The organism is Aquimarina sp. AD10 (genome assembly GCF_003443715.1).
Lineage (GTDB): Bacteria > Bacteroidota > Bacteroidia > Flavobacteriales > Flavobacteriaceae > Aquimarina > Aquimarina aggregata.
Genome location: NZ_CP031965.1, coordinates 5,572,163 through 5,592,202, shown reverse-complemented (window position 1 = coordinate 5,592,202; position 20,040 = coordinate 5,572,163). Strand labels below are relative to the sequence as shown.

At 32.5% G+C, this 20,040-nt stretch carries 19 protein-coding genes and 2 tRNA genes; 12 read left to right on the top strand and 9 right to left on the bottom strand.

The window, feature by feature from the left end; all coding sequences use genetic code 11:
- Positions 1-105: 105 nt before the first annotated feature.
- The gene (locus D1816_RS23285; protein WP_066314126.1) at positions 106-372 is read left to right on the top strand and encodes an acyl-CoA-binding protein; all 267 of its coding nucleotides are present in this window, start codon (positions 106-108) and stop codon (positions 370-372) included.
- 69 nt (positions 373-441) lie between these two features.
- Here the strand turns inward: D1816_RS23285 and D1816_RS23280 are convergent, their stop codons facing one another.
- On the bottom strand, positions 442-3,075 hold the full coding sequence (locus D1816_RS23280; RefSeq protein ID WP_118505904.1) for a valine--tRNA ligase: 2,634 nt from the start codon (positions 3,073-3,075) through the stop codon (positions 442-444).
- 126 nt (positions 3,076-3,201) lie between these two features.
- Between D1816_RS23280 and D1816_RS23275 the strand changes: the two genes are divergently transcribed.
- Positions 3,202-3,600, top strand: a complete 399-nt coding sequence (locus D1816_RS23275) for a DUF1573 domain-containing protein (protein WP_118505903.1) — start codon at positions 3,202-3,204, stop codon at positions 3,598-3,600.
- A 61-nt stretch (positions 3,601-3,661) separates the two neighbouring features.
- Here D1816_RS23275 and D1816_RS23270 read toward each other — a convergent pair whose 3' ends face one another.
- Positions 3,662-5,026, bottom strand: coding sequence for a pepsin/retropepsin-like aspartic protease family protein (locus D1816_RS23270; protein WP_066314130.1), 1,365 nt, complete (start codon positions 5,024-5,026; stop codon positions 3,662-3,664).
- 104 nt (positions 5,027-5,130) lie between these two features.
- On the opposite strand from D1816_RS23270, the gene D1816_RS23265 reads away from it, so the two are divergent.
- The 4 genes from D1816_RS23265 (at position 5,131) to D1816_RS23250 (ending at position 8,335) form a co-directional block, all read left to right on the top strand.
- Positions 5,131-6,321 (top strand): pyridoxal phosphate-dependent aminotransferase, encoded by a 1,191-nt coding sequence (locus D1816_RS23265; protein WP_066314132.1) that lies wholly within the window; start codon positions 5,131-5,133, stop codon positions 6,319-6,321.
- Positions 6,321-7,334, top strand: a complete 1,014-nt coding sequence (gene murB, locus D1816_RS23260) for a UDP-N-acetylmuramate dehydrogenase (RefSeq protein WP_118505902.1) — start codon at positions 6,321-6,323, stop codon at positions 7,332-7,334. Before D1816_RS23265 ends, murB begins: the two co-directional genes overlap by 1 nt.
- A gap of 187 nt (positions 7,335-7,521) precedes the next feature.
- Positions 7,522-7,728 (top strand): membrane or secreted protein, encoded by a 207-nt coding sequence (locus tag D1816_RS23255; protein ID WP_066314135.1) that lies wholly within the window; start codon positions 7,522-7,524, stop codon positions 7,726-7,728.
- A gap of 34 nt (positions 7,729-7,762) precedes the next feature.
- Positions 7,763-8,335 carry an RNA polymerase sigma factor gene (locus tag D1816_RS23250; RefSeq protein WP_232517384.1) on the top strand — a complete coding sequence of 191 codons (573 nt, stop codon included), beginning with the start codon at positions 7,763-7,765 and terminating at the stop codon, positions 8,333-8,335.
- Between the two features lie 17 nt (positions 8,336-8,352).
- On the opposite strand, the gene D1816_RS23245 is transcribed toward D1816_RS23250, so the two are convergent.
- On the bottom strand, positions 8,353-8,586 hold the full coding sequence (locus tag D1816_RS23245; RefSeq protein WP_066314140.1) for a hypothetical protein: 234 nt from the start codon (positions 8,584-8,586) through the stop codon (positions 8,353-8,355).
- Between the two features lie 220 nt (positions 8,587-8,806).
- Between D1816_RS23245 and lipA the strand changes: the two genes are divergently transcribed.
- The 3 genes from lipA to D1816_RS23230 are packed head-to-tail and all read left to right on the top strand — an operon-like array spanning position 8,807 to position 12,970.
- Positions 8,807-9,679: a lipoyl synthase gene (gene lipA, locus D1816_RS23240; RefSeq protein ID WP_066314141.1), complete on the top strand. Its 873-nt coding sequence runs from the start codon at positions 8,807-8,809 to the stop codon at positions 9,677-9,679.
- A gap of 31 nt (positions 9,680-9,710) precedes the next feature.
- The gene (gap, locus tag D1816_RS23235) at positions 9,711-10,715 is read left to right on the top strand and encodes a type I glyceraldehyde-3-phosphate dehydrogenase (protein WP_066314142.1); all 1,005 of its coding nucleotides are present in this window, start codon (positions 9,711-9,713) and stop codon (positions 10,713-10,715) included.
- Between the two features lie 29 nt (positions 10,716-10,744).
- Complete coding sequence (locus D1816_RS23230) at positions 10,745-12,970, top strand: response regulator (protein ID WP_158597743.1); 2,226 nt, start codon at positions 10,745-10,747, stop codon at positions 12,968-12,970.
- A gap of 48 nt (positions 12,971-13,018) precedes the next feature.
- Here D1816_RS23230 and lpxK read toward each other — a convergent pair whose 3' ends face one another.
- A complete protein-coding gene (lpxK, locus tag D1816_RS23225; protein ID WP_118505901.1) occupies positions 13,019-14,032 on the bottom strand; it encodes a tetraacyldisaccharide 4'-kinase in 1,014 nt (337 codons plus the stop codon).
- A gap of 110 nt (positions 14,033-14,142) precedes the next feature.
- Between lpxK and D1816_RS23220 the strand changes: the two genes are divergently transcribed.
- The 3 genes from D1816_RS23220 to D1816_RS23210 all read left to right on the top strand — a co-directional run bounded on the left by D1816_RS23220 (position 14,143) and on the right by D1816_RS23210 (position 17,324).
- Complete coding sequence (locus tag D1816_RS23220; RefSeq protein WP_118506323.1) at positions 14,143-15,237, top strand: Nif3-like dinuclear metal center hexameric protein; 1,095 nt, start codon at positions 14,143-14,145, stop codon at positions 15,235-15,237.
- Between the two features lie 2 nt (positions 15,238-15,239).
- Positions 15,240-16,016, top strand: coding sequence for a zinc ribbon domain-containing protein (locus D1816_RS23215; protein WP_066314150.1), 777 nt, complete (start codon positions 15,240-15,242; stop codon positions 16,014-16,016).
- 72 nt (positions 16,017-16,088) lie between these two features.
- Positions 16,089-17,324 (top strand): glycosyltransferase, encoded by a 1,236-nt coding sequence (locus tag D1816_RS23210; RefSeq protein WP_118505900.1) that lies wholly within the window; start codon positions 16,089-16,091, stop codon positions 17,322-17,324.
- A 34-nt stretch (positions 17,325-17,358) separates the two neighbouring features.
- Here D1816_RS23210 and D1816_RS23205 read toward each other — a convergent pair whose 3' ends face one another.
- The 5 genes from D1816_RS23205 to proS form a co-directional block, all read right to left on the bottom strand.
- Complete coding sequence (locus D1816_RS23205) at positions 17,359-17,880, bottom strand: DUF4442 domain-containing protein (RefSeq protein ID WP_118505899.1); 522 nt, start codon at positions 17,878-17,880, stop codon at positions 17,359-17,361.
- Between the two features lie 101 nt (positions 17,881-17,981).
- The gene (gene rpsT / locus D1816_RS23200) at positions 17,982-18,230 is read right to left on the bottom strand and encodes a 30S ribosomal protein S20 (RefSeq protein ID WP_066314154.1); all 249 of its coding nucleotides are present in this window, start codon (positions 18,228-18,230) and stop codon (positions 17,982-17,984) included.
- Between the two features lie 35 nt (positions 18,231-18,265).
- A tRNA-Glu gene (locus tag D1816_RS23195) sits at positions 18,266-18,337 on the bottom strand.
- A gap of 67 nt (positions 18,338-18,404) precedes the next feature.
- A tRNA-Glu gene (locus tag D1816_RS23190) sits at positions 18,405-18,476 on the bottom strand.
- Positions 18,477-18,551: 75 nt separating this feature from the next.
- Positions 18,552-20,030, bottom strand: coding sequence for a proline--tRNA ligase (gene proS, locus D1816_RS23185; protein WP_118505898.1), 1,479 nt, complete (start codon positions 20,028-20,030; stop codon positions 18,552-18,554).
- Positions 20,031-20,040: the final 10 nt, after the last annotated feature.

Genomic DNA, 20,040 nt, shown 5'->3' with positions numbered 1-20,040 from the left:
TTGTAAAAAAACACCTTACTTAAAAAATATGATCACGATAGAAGTTAACCTTTTTAATTGAGTTTATCCTTCTCAATATTTTCCTTAAAAAGAAGTTGAACTAACATGACCGAGGAAGAATTAAATATTGCTTTTGATAATGCATATAAACGTGCATGTAATACAACAACAGTATTGCCTCCTGATATTATGCTGTATTTTTATGCATATTACAAAAGAGCCACCCATACTCAAGGCTACTACACTCCTTCTGGTAACAGCGAGTTACGAAATGCCTTTAAGCTCAATGCTTTTTTTCAGGCGCAAAACATTTCTCCAAAAGAAGCGATGATAAAGTACATAGAATTGGTAGATAAATACATCCCTGATTAAACAAAAAAAGCCTTGAGTTTAATCAAAGCTTTTTTTTAATTCTTAGTATTATAAATATTTACTCTTAAATTAACCTTTTAGTCCTGCTAAACTAGATTTTAATGTTACTATTTTAGCTTCTGCATCAGCTTCTTTCTTTCTTTCGATTGCAATAACTTTATCTGGTGCGTTATTCACAAATCTCTCATTCTGTAATTTTTTCTGTACAGATTTTAAGAAACCTTCTGTATAAGCTAACTCTTCTGACAGTTTTTTAACCTCTTCTTCAATATTTATTGCTCCAGATACAGGAATAAAGTATTCATTTGATTTTACTCTAAAAGATAATGCCCCTTCAACTTTATCCTCAACATATGCTAAAGCAGACAGGTTTCCTAATTTACTAATCACACTATCAAAAGTGGTATTACTTTTTTCGTTATTTAATACAGAAAGTGTAATTGCATCCTTAAAAGCAATATTTTTTTCTTTACGTATCGTTCTAATCCCAGAAATTACTTCAGCTGCAATCTCAAATTCCTGAGTTAATTTTTCATCAATAGTTTTACTTTTTGGCCAACTTTCGATAATTAATGCTTGTTCTGGTGTTCTATCAGTAATTTGTTGCCAAATTTCTTCGGATATAAAAGGAACAAAAGGATGAAGTATCTTTAAGTTATCCTCTAAAATAGCGATCACCTCTTTATAGGTCTTTGCATCAATCGGACTCTGATAAGCAGGTTTAATCATCTCTAACAACCAACCACAGAAATCATCCCATATTAATTTATAGGTAGTCATTAAAGCATCACTAATACGATATTTGTTATAATTATTTTCTAACTCAACCAGTGCTTTCTGAAACTTTGAAGTATACCAATCTATAGCCACAGCAGAGGCTTTTGGTTGCTCGATAGCATCATCTACTTCCCAGCCAAAAATAAGTTTAGAAGCATTAAATATCTTATTTACAAAACCACTTCCTTGCTTACAAAGATCTTCATCAAACATTAAATCATTTCCTGCTGGTGAGCTTAACAACATCCCTACTCTAATACCATCAGCACCATACTGCTCTATTAAATCTAAAGGGTCTGGTGAGTTACCTAAGGATTTAGACATCTTACGTCGTTGCTTATCCCTAACTATCCCTGTAAGGTACACATTGGTAAATGGTTTTTCACCTCTATATTCATATCCTGCAATGATCATACGCGCAACCCAAAAGAAAAGAATTTCTGGAGCTGTAACTAAATCATTTGTAGGGTAATAATAATTAATTTCTTTATTATCTGGCTCCAAAATACCATTAAACACACTCATAGGCCATAACCAAGAAGAAAACCAAGTATCTAGTGCATCCGGATCTTGTGTTAAATCTGTAGCTAGAAGCGCCTTATTTCCTGTTTTTTCTTGAGCTAGTGATAAAGCTTCCTCAGCACTCTCGGCAACCACAAAATCTTCTTTCCCATCACCATAGAAATATGCAGGAATTTGATGTCCCCACCATAACTGACGAGAGATATTCCAATCTCTAACGTTTTCCATCCAATAGCGATAGGTATTGATGAATTTTTCGGGCACAAGATTCACATCCTTATTTAAAACAGAATCCAAAGCTGGTTGTGCTAAGTCTTTCATCTTTAAGAACCACTGATCACTTAACTTTGGTTCTATCACAGCCTTAGTACGTTCACTTGTACCTACTTTATTTAGATGAGTTTCAGTTTTTTCTAAAACTCCTATAGATTCTAATTCTTTTACAATTTCTTTTCGAACCACGAATCGATCTTTTCCTTCATAGTGCAATCCAAATGAATTAAGACTAGCATCATCATTAAAAATATCAATCACCTCTAAATTATGCTTATCCCCTAAAACCTTATCATTTTGGTCATGGGCAGGAGTTACTTTTAGACACCCGGTACCAAACTCCATATCTACATATTCATCTTCAATAATTGGAATAATGCGATTTGCAATAGGTACTATAGCTTTTTTCCCTTTAAGATGTGTAAATCTTTCATCATTAGGATTAATACAAATAGCGGTATCACCCATAATCGTCTCAGGGCGTGTGGTAGCGATGGTTAGTGTATCTTCACTGCCTTCAATTTTATACTTTAAATAGTACAAGTTCCCTTGTTTTTCTTCATAAATCACTTCTTCATCAGACAAGGTTGTTTTTGCTTCAGGATCCCAATTTACCATACGATATCCTCTGTAAATAAGTCCTTTATTATACAAATCAACAAAAACTTTAATTACAGAAGCAGACAAATTGTCATCCATGGTAAAGGCTGTACGCTCCCAATCACAAGATGCACCTAATTTCTTAAGTTGTTCGAGAATTATCCCTCCGTGCTTATGTGTCCACTCCCATGCATGTTCTAAAAACTCTTCACGCGTAAGATCATTCTTATTAATACCGTCTTCTTTAAGTTTTGCAACAACCTTAGCCTCTGTCGCAATAGACGCATGATCTGTACCAGGTACCCAACAGGCATTATACCCTTTCAAACGAGCTCTACGTATTAATACGTCTTGTATTGTATTATTAAGCATGTGCCCCATATGTAAGACACCTGTTACATTTGGAGGCGGAATGACAATAGTATATGCTTCTCGATCATCTACTTCAGAATGAAAATAATTATGTTGAAGCCAGTACTTATACCACTTCTCTTCTACTGATTTTGCATCGTATTTTGCAGCTATTGCCATACTTTGGTCTAATTTTTGAATTTTAAAATGCAAAAGTAATTATTAAATACGACAACTTGAAAGTCTTTTACAATTTTGAAGTTGGATAAAAAGTAAGTACTTTTACGATTAATAAAAACCTACATTATGAAAAAAGTGATCATGATTTTATTTATTGGTTTCCTTGCAGTATCTGTAAATGCTCAGGAGAAGCCTAAAATAGAATTTAAAAATGAAGTTGTTGATTATGGTGAGATAGCCAAAGGTAGTGATGGTGTTCGTAAATTTGAATTTACAAATACAGGAAATGCACCTTTAATTATCTCAAGAGTATACTCTAGTTGCGGATGTACAATTCCTAAAAAACCAGAAGGACCAATTGCACCAGGAGAAAATGGAGTGATTGAAGTAAAGTATGACACAAAAAGAGTAGGACCTATACGTAAGACTATCTCTGTTTATTCTAATGCAGAAGAGGCTACAATGTCTATAAAAATTAAAGGTACTGTTCTAGATCAACAAAGTGTTTTAGAAAAAAAGAACTAATAAAATTTACATACTAATATGAAAAAGGTTTTACTCTTATGTGAGTAAAACCTTTTTCATATTAGATAACCTTCTTAAGATAAAACTCGTAATTCAGTTTTACGCCAAGCCGCAACACAGTCATCTTTATTTTTTTTCCTTCTTCTGAATAAAATAAGTTGTTAATTTCTGATAATTTGAACTTATAAGCCTCTCGCCCATTAACTTTTAGAATAATATCTCCTTTTTGCAATCCAATGTCATCTGCTGGTGAGTTATCCCTAATATCAGAAATCTCATATTTTGGAATTAAAAGAAAGTTATTTGCCAATTGATATGTTTTCTTGGTTACAACTTCATTTAACCCTAAATACGCCTGAGTTTTCTTTTCTTCATAGTCATAATTTTTTGCAGATACCGTAAAACCAACATGTTGAATTGAAAGTCCACTCATATTGTAATAAAAAGGTTTATCAAAATCTTTATTCTTTTTAAAAGATATTTTCTCATGAGGATAATCCACAATAAGGTTAAATTTTCTCAAAACGTTACCTCCTAATGAACCTTGTCGTTTTTGTAATGATATTCCTTGTATATATATTGAATCAGGAAATGAAGTTGTAACATTTTTCATCTCAAAATCGCCTATTTTGAATTCATCAATTTTGGTCTTTTCTCCATAAATATCTCCATTAAACCCTTTGCCTAAAAAATCCCTAAATGTATTATCTGGTATAGAAATACCTTTCTCTTCGTTTTCGAATAACCATAAAGACGAACCTGATCCCGAATCTAAAAGTAATCTTACATCTATTAAGCCTTTTGTTTTTGATAAATACTTAGCAGTTATTACTGGTCTTTTTTTCTGATTGCCAAAATCTATATTTGTTTCATAACACTTTTTACATTTTTTATATTTATAAGTCTTAGGATCACTAAGTTTGATATACTTTTTTGAATAGTTGATATCGACCACAAAATCCTTAAAAAAATCATACCCAATAATTCCATGAACCGGAAACCCCATTCGTGGAGAAAAATTAATCGATTCGTCAAAAATCAGGTAAACTTTGTGGTTGCCACTATTTGCTTTTCCTATACTTAATTGATTATTCAGAGATTTAATTGCTTCTACAGGTTCTCCATTGCCTAATCCTCTCAAATAAATTTTTGATGCATTTTTAAGCTCAAGAGAACTTTTATTATCAACACTAAAAATTATGGTAGATCCTACACCTGTATCCAGAATGAAAGAAAGTTCAATACCATTAATAAAAACAGGGATTATAATAAGGTTATTTGCGAGCTCAAATCTAATCTTATCACTACTTACTCCATTAGGTAGTCTAAAATTTGTTTGGGCCGAAAGCGTAAGATTAAAAATTAACAATACTATTAAAACCTTACTTTTAAGAAAATGATAAAAATCTAATACTAAAATCTTCATTACACTAAATATATGCAAATAGTTGAAAAATCATTCAAATTATACATCAATTTCTTAAAATAATTAAGAAATTTACCGCTATTTACTTTTTTAAATTAAATGAGATGCCAGTAGTATCAAGCAAAGGTAATGCAATGCCCGAGTCTCCAATTCGTAAATTGGTTCCCTTTGCAGAAAAAGCAGAAAAAGACGGTAAACACATATACCGTCTTAATATCGGTCAACCCGATATTAAAACCCCTATAGAGGCTATAAATGCAGTCAAAAACAATACTTTGGATGTTATTGGATATAGTCACTCTGCCGGTTTTGAAAGTTTTAGAGAAAAATTATCAAGCTACTACGCCAAACATGATATTACGATCTCATCTGATGATATTTTAGTTACCACAGGAGGTAGCGAAGCACTTATTTTCACAATGGGAAGTATAACTGATCCGGGAGATGAAATTATCGTCCCCGAACCTTTTTATGCTAATTACTATAGTTTTTCAACTCAATCTACTGTAAAAGTAGTTCCTGTTGTTTCAAAAATTGAAAATGGCTTTGCACTACCATCTATAAATGAGTTTGAAAAACTTATTACTCCAAAAACCAAAGCTATTTTAATATGTAACCCTGGAAATCCAACAGGGTACTTATATAGCAAGGATGAAATAAAACAGTTGGCAAACTTGGCAATCAAATACGACTTGTTTTTGATTTCTGATGAAGTATATAGGGAATTTGTTTATGATGGATCAGAACACTATTCGATTCTACAAGAAACTGAACTAAATGAACATGCAATCGTTGTTGATTCTGTCTCTAAACGATACAGTATGTGTGGCGCACGAATAGGGTGTTTAGTTAGCAAAAACAAGAGTGTAATGCAGACAGCAATGAAATTTGCTCAAGCAAGGTTAAGTCCTCCTACACTCGCACAAATTGCGAGTGAAGCAGCATTAGAAGCTCCAGAGTCATACTATATTGAAACTGTAGCAAAATATAAAGCAAGAAGAGATACACTAGTCGCAGGACTTAAAGAAATTCCTGGAGTTAAAGTTTCGCTGCCAAAAGGCGCTTTTTATTGTATTGCTGAGTTACCAATAAAAAATGCAGATCATTTTGCCGAATGGATTTTAGATAAATTTGTTGTAAATAACGAAACTGTCATGTTAGCACCGGCCTCAGGATTTTATTCAAGCCCAGACAAAGGTATCAACCAAGTAAGAATTGCTTATGTACTTAATCGTAGAGACTTAAAAAAAGCAATTAACATAGTTAAATTAGCGCTAGAAAAATATAACGATTAATGAAAATCGCATACCATAAATCTTTACGAGAATATAACACCTTTGGCATTGATGTTACTGCCGCTGAGTTTTTAGAAATTACATCAGAAACTGAGCTTAAAACAATCCTATTAAAAGAAACTAAAAAACCAATATTTATTCTTAGTGGTGGTAGTAATATGCTATTGACTAAAAATTTAGACGCTTTAGTATTACACATAGCCATTAAAGGCATTAAAGTTGAAAAAGAATCAGAAGATTCTGTGATCGTTACGGCAAACGCAGGTGAAAACTGGCATGAATTTGTTCAATATTGTATTTCTAAAAATTATGGTGGACTAGAAAATTTATCCTTAATTCCTGGTTATGTCGGTAGCGCACCAATTCAAAATATTGGAGCTTATGGGGTAGAACTTAAGGATACTTTTGTGAGTTGTGAAGCTGTCGAGATTTCTACTGGACATTCATGTACATTTACTGCTAAAGAATGTAAATTTGAATATCGTAATTCGATTTTTAAAAATGAGGTAAAAGGTAGATACATTATCACCAAAGTAACTTTTAAACTAACAAAAAAAAATCATATTTTAAATACTAATTACGGAGCAATAGAAACTGCATTAGCAACAAAAAAAATCATCAAACCTACTATAAAAGATGTTTCTGAAGCGGTTATAGAAATTCGAAAAAGTAAACTACCTGATCCGGTAAAAATAGGAAACAGTGGTAGTTTTTTTAAAAACCCTGTTATTTCTTCAACTCAATACTTACAATTAAAAAACCTATACCCTACAATTCCTTCATACAAGATAAACGAAGAATCAATTAAGATACCTGCAGGTTGGCTCATTGAACAATGTGGTTTTAAAGGAAAACGTTGGGGAGACGCTGGAGTACATGAAAAACAAGCCCTAGTTTTAGTAAACTACAACAATGCAACTGGTAAAGAAATATTAGAAGTATCGTTAAATATTAAAAAAGAAGTACTCGATAAATTTAATATTAAGCTCGAAACCGAAGTGAATATACTATAATCTTGATTCTTAACATTTCTTTAAACTAGCAATCATAAGAACTTATAAAAAACTTAATTTTTCCTTTAAAACTACTGTAACTTCACATTCTTTGTATCTTTGCACTAAAATTGTTTAAGATATATTGTTTCATTTTTGAGACATTTCGCAATAATTTTTTGAATTATTAATTTTTTATAGTTTACAAATGAAACTTATTTTACTTACTATCGGTCTTTTACTTTTGGCTTTTGCAGGAATTGCAATTAAACTTTGGGCTAAAAAAGGAGGTGAATTTGCAGGTACTTGTGCTAGTCAAAGCCCTTTTCTTAATAAAGATGGTGAATCTTGTTCTTTATGCGGAAAAACTCCAGATCAGTTTTCTAATTGTAATGAAACAGAACATTCTAAGTAAGTCACCTCTCTGTATCGTATCCAAAAACAATTCATTGAAAAAAGAGAATTCCATTTTATTAGAAGAACATATTAGTAAAGCTAAAGATGGAAAACAAACGTCCTTTAATTATCTTTTGCATACTTTTTGGAATGATGTTTATAATTTCCAACTCAAAAGAACAGAAGATGAATATGAAGCTGAAGATATAACTATACAAAGTTTTTCTAAAGCTTTTGATAAGATTGATACTTTTAAAGAAGAATACAATTTTAAGACTTGGTTAATCCAAATCTCTAAGAACATCCATATTGATCTTCTAAGAAAAAAAAATGCATCTATACGATCAAAAACAACGCTTAACGTTGACGATTCAGTATATAAAATAGTAGATGATAATCCTACACCAGAGGATAAACTAATTACAGAACAAAATCTTGCACAATTGTTATTATATATAAAGCAATTAAAACTTCCCTATCAGGAAGTTATCAATTTGCGTTATTTTCAAGAATTAAGCTATAAAGAAATAGCAGACCACCTAAACGAACCAATAAATAATATAAAAGTCAAACTACTAAGAGCCAAAAAATTATTGTCTGAAATTATTACGACAGCTAGTGAATAATTAATCTTTGAAAATTTTTACGATCGTAAATTAAAAGATGTAAAATTCTTAATAACCGCGAATAAAGGATCTATCCATTTGTCATTAATCTTTTTATCATATTTAACAAACTTCTGAATCAAGCCTTTAGGCGCAGATATTTCTTTTTCTATCGCAGTAATATTGATATATTGTTGATTCCTTATCAACCATTTTTCTACACGCTTTCTACTATTTTGTCGTTTTTTGGGGCTTATCAATTCGTCATGCATGATTTTTTTCTCTTTTACTCACATAACTTTTAAAATAAAGAAAAATTTTATGTTAACTTAATTTTAACTTATTGTTAGGGAACTTGTTAACACATCAAAATAGTAAAACAAAACATTCTACTTTATAAATAGAATCAAGCCATTCAACGAATCATAACTTTTTCTTTATTACTACCGTTATCTAAGCTTTCTTCGTATTTTTGCTAAAAATATTGTTAGAATGAATAATGATGTTGCGGCTGCAGCCCCTCCTAAGGGGAAACCAAAATGGTTAAGAGTAAAACTACCTACAGGCAAAAAATATACTGAGTTAAGAGGCTTGGTAGACAAATATGATCTACATACGATTTGTACATCAGGAAGCTGTCCTAATATGGGTGAATGTTGGAGCGAAGGAACAGCTACTTTCATGATTTTAGGTAATATCTGTACCCGTTCTTGCGGTTTTTGTGGTGTTAAAACAGGAAGACCTGAAACTGTTGACTGGGAAGAACCTGAAAAAGTAGCACGTTCTATTAAGATTATGAATATAAAACACGCTGTTGTTACATCGGTTGATAGAGATGATCTAGCTGATGGTGGTTCAATTATTTGGGCAGAAACCATTCAAGCAATACGTAGAATGAACCCAAATACAACCTTAGAAACTTTGATTCCTGATTTCCAAGGAAAGAAAACGAATATCGATAGAATTATAGCAGTAAAACCAGAGGTTGTTTCCCACAACATGGAAACTGTAAAAAGATTAACCAGAGAAGTTCGTATTCAAGCCAAGTATGAACAAAGCCTAGAGGTACTTAAATACTTAAAAGACCAAGGCATTAATCGAACAAAAAGTGGCATAATGCTTGGCCTTGGAGAAACAGAAGATGAAGTTATTCAGGTACTTAAAGATTTAAGAGAAGTTAATTTAGATATAGTGACAATTGGTCAATATCTCCAACCAAGTAAAAAACATCTTCCTGTAAAACAATTTATTACTCCCGATCAATTTAAAAAATATGAAGAGATAGGTCTGGAAATGGGATTTAGACATGTTGAAAGTGGTGCTTTAGTACGATCTTCTTATAAAGCCCAAAAGCATTTATTGTAAAAACTCTGATCAAAAAATAACTCAGGATTTAATGAATACACCCATTAGAATTGCCATTAATGGTTTTGGACGAATTGGACGAAATCTTTTCAGATTATTAATTAATCATACAAATATAAAAGTTGTAGCAATTAATGATCTTGCAGATACAAAGACCTTAAGTCATCTCTTAAAATACGATAGCATACATGGGGTATTACCAAATGAAATATCTCATACTAAAAATGATATTATTGTTGATGGTGAATCTTACCCTTTAACTAATGAAAAGGATCCTGCACATTGCAAATGGGCTAAATATAATGTCGATATCGTCATTGAAGCTACTGGACTCTTTAAAACTTTAGCACTCTCTGAAAAACATTTAATCGCAGGAGCAAAAAAGGTTATTTTATCCGCTCCTCCTTCAGAGGATAGTATAAAAACTATCGTTCTAGGAATAAACGATGGTGTTCTAGAAGGTACAGAACGTATTGTATCTAATGCGTCTTGTACTACAAATAACGCTGCTCCAATGATTAAGATTATTAATGATTTATGCGGTATTGAACAGGCATACATTACAACGATCCATAGTTATACTACTGATCAAAGTTTACACGATCAACCGCATAGAGATTTAAGACGTGCTAGAGCTGCAAGCCAATCTATTGTACCTACAACAACAGGAGCAGCTAAGGCTTTAACAAAAATTTTCCCTGATTTAAGTGATGTAATTGGAGGATGTGGCATACGAGTTCCCGTACCTAACGGATCTTTAACAGACATCACCTTTAATGTCCAAAGACAAACTTCTATCGAAGAAGTTAATGATGCATTCAAAAAAGCTTCCGAGACCTATCTAAAAGGGATTTTAGCGTATACGCAAGATCCAATAGTATCTGTAGATATTCTTGGAAACAGTCACTCATGTGTCTTTGATTCTCTAATGACTTCGGTAATTGGAAACATGGTAAAAATCATAGGTTGGTATGATAATGAAATAGGTTATAGTCACAGATTAATTGATTTAATTATTAACATTTCCAAGAAATAACTATCTTAGTTCAGATTTTTAAAGGAAAAATGCCAACCCCAATTAAACAATTTATAGCAATAGTTTTATTCATTTGTTGTTTTTTTACCTATTCTCAAACAGAACAAGGTGTTATAAAAAACCAACAGATAAAGGACTCCATTGACAATTATTTAATAAGGGCCAGTCAATCTATTGATCAAGCAAAACTAGAACCTGCACTTTCTAATATCATCCGTGCTAAAGAAATTGCCCTCCAAAATCAAAATCGTACTTATCGTGCAAAAACAAACATGGTTCTTGCCAAACTTTACAGAGAACTAAGGGATTTAGAAAAAGCGGAAGATCAAATCTTAGATGCAATTCAGATACAAACAGAAGATAATGATGAGATTATGCTTGCACATTCGTACGCTATCTATGCATCTATCGCTACACAGCTTAAAAAATACCAAACGACAAATGAAATTTTAGATAAGGCACTAGCCCTTACTAAAAAGAAAGATATAGAAGGACTAGAAGGATCTATTAAATTAAATCAAGGACTCCTAGCCCTTTCACAAAATCAACCAAAGGAAGCTATAAAACACTTTAAAGGAGGACTTCCTATTATTAAAACCTACAATTTAGCGTATCTTAAGGCCAAGTTATATGTAAATATGGCCAAAGCTCAACTAGCTATTGGTGAGCTTGATAACGCAGAAGCAACCAATGACTCGTCTATGCAAATCGGAATAAAACAGAGCTTTTCTGAAATACGATCTGAGTCTAACGAACTGTACAGTAGGATTTATGAAAAAAAGGGAGATTATTTAACTTCTTTGAGCTATCTAAGAGCTCATGAAAAAATAAAAGATTCTTTATTTAATACAAATAAAGAGATTATTGCACAAGAAGCTGGAGCTAAACTAAATCTGAATGAGAATAATGTTCTTATCGAAGAATTAACAGAAGAAAATATTCAACAACAAAAATCTCTTAAACTAGGCCGTCTCACAACTATTCTTAGTATAGCATTAATAACTATTTTATCACTATTAACACTCTCTTTATACAAGAATAACAATCTAAGAGCTAGGGCAAATGAGCTATTACAAAATAAAAACACCGAACTTATTCTCGCCAAGGAAAATGCAGAAAGAGCAGGTGAAGCTAAAATTCAGTTTCTATCGACCATAACGCACGAATTAAGAACGCCATTATATGCTGTAACTGGGTTAACACACCTTTTACTAGAAGAAAGTCCAACTCCTAATCAAAAAGAACACCTTAATTCTTTGAAATTTTCTGGAGAATACTTATTATCTTTAATCAACAACATACTGGATTTAAATAAGTTGGAAGCAAATAAGGTAGAAATAGAAAGCACATCATTTAATTTAAAGAAAAGAATAAATGATGTATTAATAGCATTAGGCAAATCTGCAAAAGACAGAAATAATAAGTTGCACTATGAGTTTGACGAATCTATTCCTACCAAATTAAAAGGAGACCCTTTAAAAGTCTCTCAAATCTTGATTAATCTTATTGGAAATTCTATAAAATTCACCCAAAATGGAGACATTTGGATACGCGTTAAGGCTATTAACAAAATAGATACTAAGGTATTTTTAAGTTTTGAAATAGAAGATAATGGTGTAGGTATTTCAGAAAAAAAACAACAAAATATTTTCGAAAATTTCACTCAAGGCTCAGTTCAGATTAATAGAAAGTTTGGAGGTACTGGATTAGGGTTATCGATCGTGAAAAATCTATTATCATTAATGGATAGCGAAATAAAATTAGAAAGTGAACTAGGAAAAGGTTCTAAATTTTTATTCAGTCTTAAATTTGACATTTTCGAAAACAAAAATTCTAACTATACAGAAGAAGCTAAAAAAATAGACTATAATGTATTAGTAGATAAAAACATATTAATCGTAGAAGACAACAAGATTAATCAACTTATTACCAGAAAAATATTAGAAAAAAACAAAGTAAAATGTGATGTTGCAGATAACGGAGATATAGCAGTACACAAAGTAAAAGAAAATAGTTTTGATTTAATTTTAATGGATATTCATATGCCAGGAATAAGTGGTATCGAAGCCACCAAACAAATTAGAGAGTTTAATACAGAAATACCTATTATTGCTCTTACTGCGGTTACATTAGATGATAATTTGGACGAATTTTATGACAACGGATTTAATGATATTATACCAAAACCTTATAAAACTGAAGAGTTTTTCACTAAACTTCATAAAGCCTTAATAAAAAAGCAAACCACAATGTAGAAAATGCCCTCCTAGCAAACGCACAAAAAGAGATGCATATAAATACACTTACATATCTTCCTTAACATATTTTAAAATAAGGTCTTCAAAAGCTTCCTTATCAGCCAAAAATTCCATTTCAATGGGTTGATACCATATATTTTTCATAGAAAGCTCAGACGCAAGTCTCGTATAATCCTTTTCCGTTGTAACTATACATTTGTTCTTTTCTAATTCTATAAGCTCTTTATCAGAAAAATTATGATGATCAGGAAAATTAATATGGTCAAATTTCAACCCCAAAGAATGGTAGTAATCTAATAATGGCTTAGGCGTTGCAATACCCGTAACAAGAGCAAAAGAACTTTCTTTAAACAAATCTATTGACCTACTATCCGAAGAACACATAAGATCCTTTCCATAAGAAATACTACTAAAAAACAAAGATTGTTCATCTTTGATATTAAGTTTTCTAGCTATATCCTGTTTCTCCTTATCAGAAATACCTATTGGACATTTGGTAACAACAATTATATCTGCACGTCTCGCCCCTTTTCTTGGTTCTCTTAAATCTCCAGTAGGTAAAAGAATATCACTTGTATAAAGGTTATAATAAGCTGTTAGCAAAATATAAAGGCCTGCCTTTACTTTTCTATGTTGATAGGCGTCATCAAGAATAATAGTTTCGGGTTTAGGGTTTAAGGACCTTAAATTAGCAATTCCTCGCTGCCGATTTCCATCAACACCAACTGTAACATTTTTAAATTTAGTTTTAAATTGAAGAGGCTCATCTCCTACTTCTCTCGCAGTCGAAGAAGATTGCACGAGTTGAAAACCTTTTGTTTCTCTTTTATAACCTCTACTTAATGTCCCAACATTTATTTCGTTTTTAAGTAACCCAATCAAATACTCAACCATAGGTGATTTTCCAGTGCCTCCAACACTAAGGTTGCCTACAGCAATAATAGGAAAATCATACTTCTTTGATGTTTTAATTCCAAAATCATACAACACATTTCTCAACCATGTTACAGCATAATATATGGGAACAATCGGAAAAAGTATTTTTCGTAATAAATTCAAATGCTTCTAGTTTTTTAAATAGTAATATTCAACACAAAAGTATAAAACGTAACTTTGATTATTGTGAAAAGTTTTTTTACATTCATTTTTTACTCAAAAAGAATACTATCATGCAAATAAAAGAGGTCATACAACACCTTGAAGCTTTAGCCCCAAGTGCATACGCAGAAGATTTTGACAATGTTGGATTACTTGTCGGAGATTCACAAACAACAGTCACTGGAATTCTAGTTACTCTGGATACTTTAGAAACCATAGTAGATGAGGCAATAGAAAAAAAATGCAACCTAATAGTTAGCTTTCATCCTATTATATTTAAAGGCATAAAAAAATTTAATGGCAACAATTATGTAGAACGAGTTGTAATGAAGGCAATTAAACATGATATTGCAATTTTTGCCATTCATACAGCTCTTGACAATGCTTTACTTGGCGTAAATGATATGATGTCACAACAATTAGGACTAGTTAATCGAAAAATTCTAATTCCTCAAAATGGAAATATAAAGAAATTAGTTACCTATGTTCCTAATAAAGAAGCAGAAAATTTACGTAGTAAACTCTTTGAAGCTGGAGCAGGAGCTATTGGGAACTACAGTAATTGTAGTTTCTCTTCTGAAGGTACTGGAACGTTCAAACCATTAGAACAAGCAAATCCTACATTAGGTAAGATAGGCAAAACACATCATGAAAATGAAACACAATTACAGGTAACCTTTGCTAAACATAATCAAAACAAAATTTTAAAGGCACTTTTTAAAAACCACTCTTATGAAGAGGTTGCCTATGAGATTACAACATTAGAAAACCAAAATCAAAATATCGGCATAGGAATGATAGGAGAATTACCTGATGCTATGGAAGAAGAGAAATTTTTACAACACTTAAAAAAAGTATTTAAAACTGGTTGCGTAAAACACTCTGCATTATTAAGAAAACCAATAAAAAAAGTTGCGGTTCTAGGGGGCAGTGGTAGTTTTGCAATTAAAAACGCACAGCGCGCTGGCGCAGATATTTTTATTACAGCAGATCTAAAATACCACCAATTTTATGAAGCCGAAAACAAACTTATAATTGCAGATATTGGCCATTATGAAAGCGAACAATACACAAAAAACCTAATTGTTAGTTATCTTAGAAAAAAAATCAGTAATTTTGCCATCATTTTATCGGATAAAAACACCAATCCTATTCAATACCTATAAATATGGCAAAGAAAGAAGTTACTGTTGAGCAAAAATTAAGAGCATTATACGATTTGCAATTAATTGACTCTAGAGTTGATGAGATCAGAAACGTACGTGGAGAATTACCTTTAGAGGTTGAAGATCTAGAAGACGAAGTAGCCGGCTTAAATAAAAGATTAGAAAAGCTAAACAATGATCTTGAAACTATTGATGAAAATATCAAGAGTAAAAAGAATCTTATTGAAGAAGCTAAAGCGCTAATCAAAAAATACGGAGAACAACAAAAGAATGTGCGTAACAACCGTGAATACAATTCACTAAGTAAAGAGGTAGAATTTCAAGAATTAGAAATTCAATTAGCTGAAAAACACATTAAAGAGCACAAGGCACAAATCGTTCAGAAGAATGAGATCATTAGTCAAACTAAAGGAAAATTAGGAGAACGAAATGAACATCTTTCACACAAGAAAGGTGAGCTTGATGCAATTTTAGCCGAAACTCAAAAAGAAGAAGAAGCATTAATTGCAAAATCTCAGGATTTCCAAAGAGATATCGAAGAGCGACTAATTGGTGCCTATAACAGAATAAGACAAAATGTAAAAAATGGATTAGCTGTTGTTGCGATTGAGCGTGGAGCATCTGGAGGTTCATTCTTTACAATTCCTCCTCAAGTACAAATGGAAATAGCTTCTCGAAAAAAAATCATTACAGATGAGCATAGTGGTAGAATTTTAGTAGACCAAGAACTTGCAAGAGAAGAAAAAGAAAAAATGGAAGCGCTTTTTGCTAAATTGTAAAAAAGCAATCTTACATATTATACAGAGCCTCAGTTACACTGAGGCTTTTTTGATTATTAATTTGAAATTAAAATGAACCATGTGCTAATCATTGGCTTTGTATGGCCAGAACCCAACTCTTCTGCCGCAGGAAGTCGCATGTTACAACTTATACATATGTTCCTTAAACAAGGCCATAAAGTAACTTTTGCCAGTCCCGCTACAGATAGCGAACATATGATTAACCTTGAAAAAATAGGGGTCACAAAAACTTCTATTAGTGTTAATTCCTCAAGTTTTGATCATTTTATAAAAGACTTACAGCCCGCTATAGTCATGTTTGATAGATTCATGATGGAGGAGCAATTTGGATGGAGAGTAACCAAACACGCTCCTAATTCGATAAAAATATTAAACACCGAAGACTTACATTGCTTAAGAAAATCAAGACAAGAATCCTTAAAAAAGAACAAAACCTTCAAAACAGAAGAACTTTTTAATAACGATATTACCAAAAGAGAAATTGCCAGTATATACAGATGCGACCTATCGCTTATTATTTCGGATTTTGAGATGAAACTTTTAGAAGAAGTTTTTGGCATCAATAAACAACTACTACACTACCTCCCCTTTTTATTAGACCCAATTAATTCTAACACCAAAAATGATTGGCCAAGTTTTGAGTATAGAAAACATTTTATTACCATCGGGAATTTTAAACACGAACCTAATTGGAAAAGCGTGCTTTATCTAAAAGAAACTATTTGGCCTTTGATTAAACAAAAGTTACCAGATACAGAAATGCACATTTATGGCGCATACCCTCCCGCTAAAGCAATACAACTAAACAACCCTCAAGATGGATTCTATATAAAAGGACGAGCACACAATGCCCCTGAAGTTATGAAAAACGCAAGAGTATGTCTAGCTCCATTACAGTTCGGCGCAGGAATCAAAGGAAAACTCGCAGAAGCTATGCTTTGCGGTACCCCCAGCATTACCACAACAATAGGTGCCGAAGGTATGCTACATGAAGATTCTGACTGGAATGGTTTTGTTACCGATGATCCAATTACTTTTGCAAAAGCCGCAGTTAGACTATACTCTGACCACCACTTATGGAGTCAATCTCAACAGAATGGCATAGAGATTATAAACACGAGGTTTCAAAAAGAAAGTTTTGAATCAAAGTATAATGAGCGACTCAAAACAATCGCCAATACCCTAGAAGTACATCGTAAATATAATTTTATAGGTAATATGCTTCAATATCACACCTTGCGAAGTACAGAATATATGTCTCGTTGGATAGAAGAAAAAAACAAATAGTTTTTTCACACTCAATAGCCCATTACATAAAACCTCAAGAAGACTTCAATTTTCTTTTTTTCATTTTCTCTTTATAAAATACATGATCAGCAACATATAAAACTTTTGTAACCTCCGCAAAAATTTTTCCTTTCCTATTCTTTATAAAGACCTTTTTAGTAATATCTATTTCTTGTCGCTCAAGAACCAAATCCCTTATTTCTTTAATCTCGTTTGGAGTAAACTCAAATAAAGCATAAACCTTTTCTCTTACAGGGATTTTATATCTTATCGACGCTTCTTTATCCCAAACCACAAAATCATTTCCCAAAATTTGAATCAATTGAATCATCATAATAGGGTCTGTAGCAGAAAATAAACTTCCACCAAATATTGCTCCAGAGTAGTTTCTATTTTTATAATTTATAGGTATTTTAATTTCAACCGAATGCAAATCTTCTGAGACTTTTATGACCCTTCCTACAGACCTTCTATACATCGGAGAAACATTAAATGCCAGTTTAAAGAACCACGGCTTTTTAAAGTAGGGTTTTATAAGATCAACAAGACTTTGCATGACAAAAAATAATATTGGTTATTTTAAAATATCTTGAACAAAAAAAGCCTTTCCACATTGTGAAAAAGCTTATAATATTATAAGAAGTAACGTTTATACTACTATAATGCAGCTACGTACTTTGCTAATTGAGACTTTAAGTTAGCCGCTTTATTCTTATGAATTACATTATTCTTTGCTAACTTGTCTAGCATAGAAATCACTGTAGGAAATAAAGTCTCAGCCTCCTTCTTATCAGCCTCACGTAATTTCTTAATAGCATTACGCGTAGTTTTATGCTGATATCTGTTTCTAAGACGTCTAGTCTCATTACTTCTGATTCTCTTTAATGCTGACTTATGATTTGCCATCTCTTTGTTCTGTTAAATTTCTTACTATACTATTGTAGCCCGTAGGGGAATCGAACCCCTCTTACCAGGATGAAAACCTGGCGTCCTAGCCGATAGACGAACGGGCCATTTTCCTTTTTAAGGATGCAAATTTATTATTTTCACAATAAACCTGCAATAAATTATCAATATTTGTAGCCCGTAGGGGAATCGAACCCCTCTTACCAGGATGAAAACCTGGCGTCCTAGCCGATAGACGAACGGGCCTTGTTTGCCTAATTGCGGATGCAAAAATACAACTATTTTTTAATGCCGCAAGTGTTATTTTATTTTTTTTAAATCTTAGTACGCTTTAGCAAACAAAACACGTATTTCTGATGGGTTTCCTGTGTACACACAATTCCCTTTTTCTTCTTTTGCATCAAAAGGAATACATCGTATAGTAGCCTTTGTAAGCTCTTTTATCTTTTGCTCTGTCTCCTCGGTTCCATCCCAATGCGCAGAGATAAAACCTCCTTTATTTTCTAAAACTTCTTTAAACTCTTCAAAAGTATTTACCTCTGTAATGTGATCATCTCTAAAATCAGTAGCTTTTTTATGAAGACTATCCTGAATCTCCTTTAAAAGAGAATCAATTGTTTCGACAACCTGATCTTTAGCTACAAATTGCTTACTCAAGGTATCTCTTCTAGCCAACTCAACAGTTCCTTTCTCCAAATCTTTTGGACCAATCGCTACTCGTAAAGGAACACCTTGCAATTCATACTGAGCAAATTTAGCACCCGGTCTATGCGTATCTCGATTATCAAATTTTACAGAAATACCTCTAGCCCTTAAATCAACAACTAATTCATTTGCTACTTCAGAAATCTGATTTAATTGATCTTCTCCTTTATATATTGGAACGATCACAACCTGAATAGGCGCCAAATTTGGAGGTAACACCAATCCATTATCATCACTATGAGTCATAATCAAAGCTCCCATTAATCTAGTAGAAACTCCCCATGATGTAGCCCAAACATAATCCTGCTTCCCTTCCTTAGAAGTAAACTTAACATCAAATGCTTTTGCAAAATTTTGTCCCAAGAAATGTGATGTACCCGCCTGAAGAGCTTTCCCATCTTGCATTAAAGCTTCAATACAATATGTATCCTCTGCACCAGCAAATCTTTCACTTTCTGTTTTTCTTCCTTTAATAACAGGTATTGCCATAAAATTCTCAGCAAAATCAGCATATACATTATTCATTTGCTCTGTTTCGGCAATAGCCTCATTCCTGGTTGAATGAGCAGTATGCCCTTCTTGCCATAAAAACTCTGCTGTACGAAGAAAAAGACGTGTTCTCATCTCCCATCTCACTACATTTGCCCATTGATTAATTAACAAGGGTAAATCTCGATAGGATTGTATCCAACCTTTATATGTATTCCAAATAATAGCTTCAGACGTAGGCCTAACAATCAACTCTTCTTCCAACTTTGCATTTGGATCAACAATTAATTTCGAAGCATCCTCTGGATCAGTTTTTAATCTATAATGAGTAACAACAGCACATTCTTTTGCAAAACCTTCTGCGTTTTTTTCTTCAGCTTCAAAAAGACTTTTAGGCACAAACAATGGAAAATAAGCATTTTGATGACCTGTTTCTTTAAATTTTCTATCTAATTCTGCCTGCATTTTTTCCCAGATAGCATACCCATATGGTTTTATAACCATACATCCTCTTACTGCAGAATTCTCCGCTAAATCAGCTTTGACGACTAATTCATTATACCATTTTGAATAATCTTCGCTCCGCTTTGTTAAATTCTTACTCATAAACTACTAT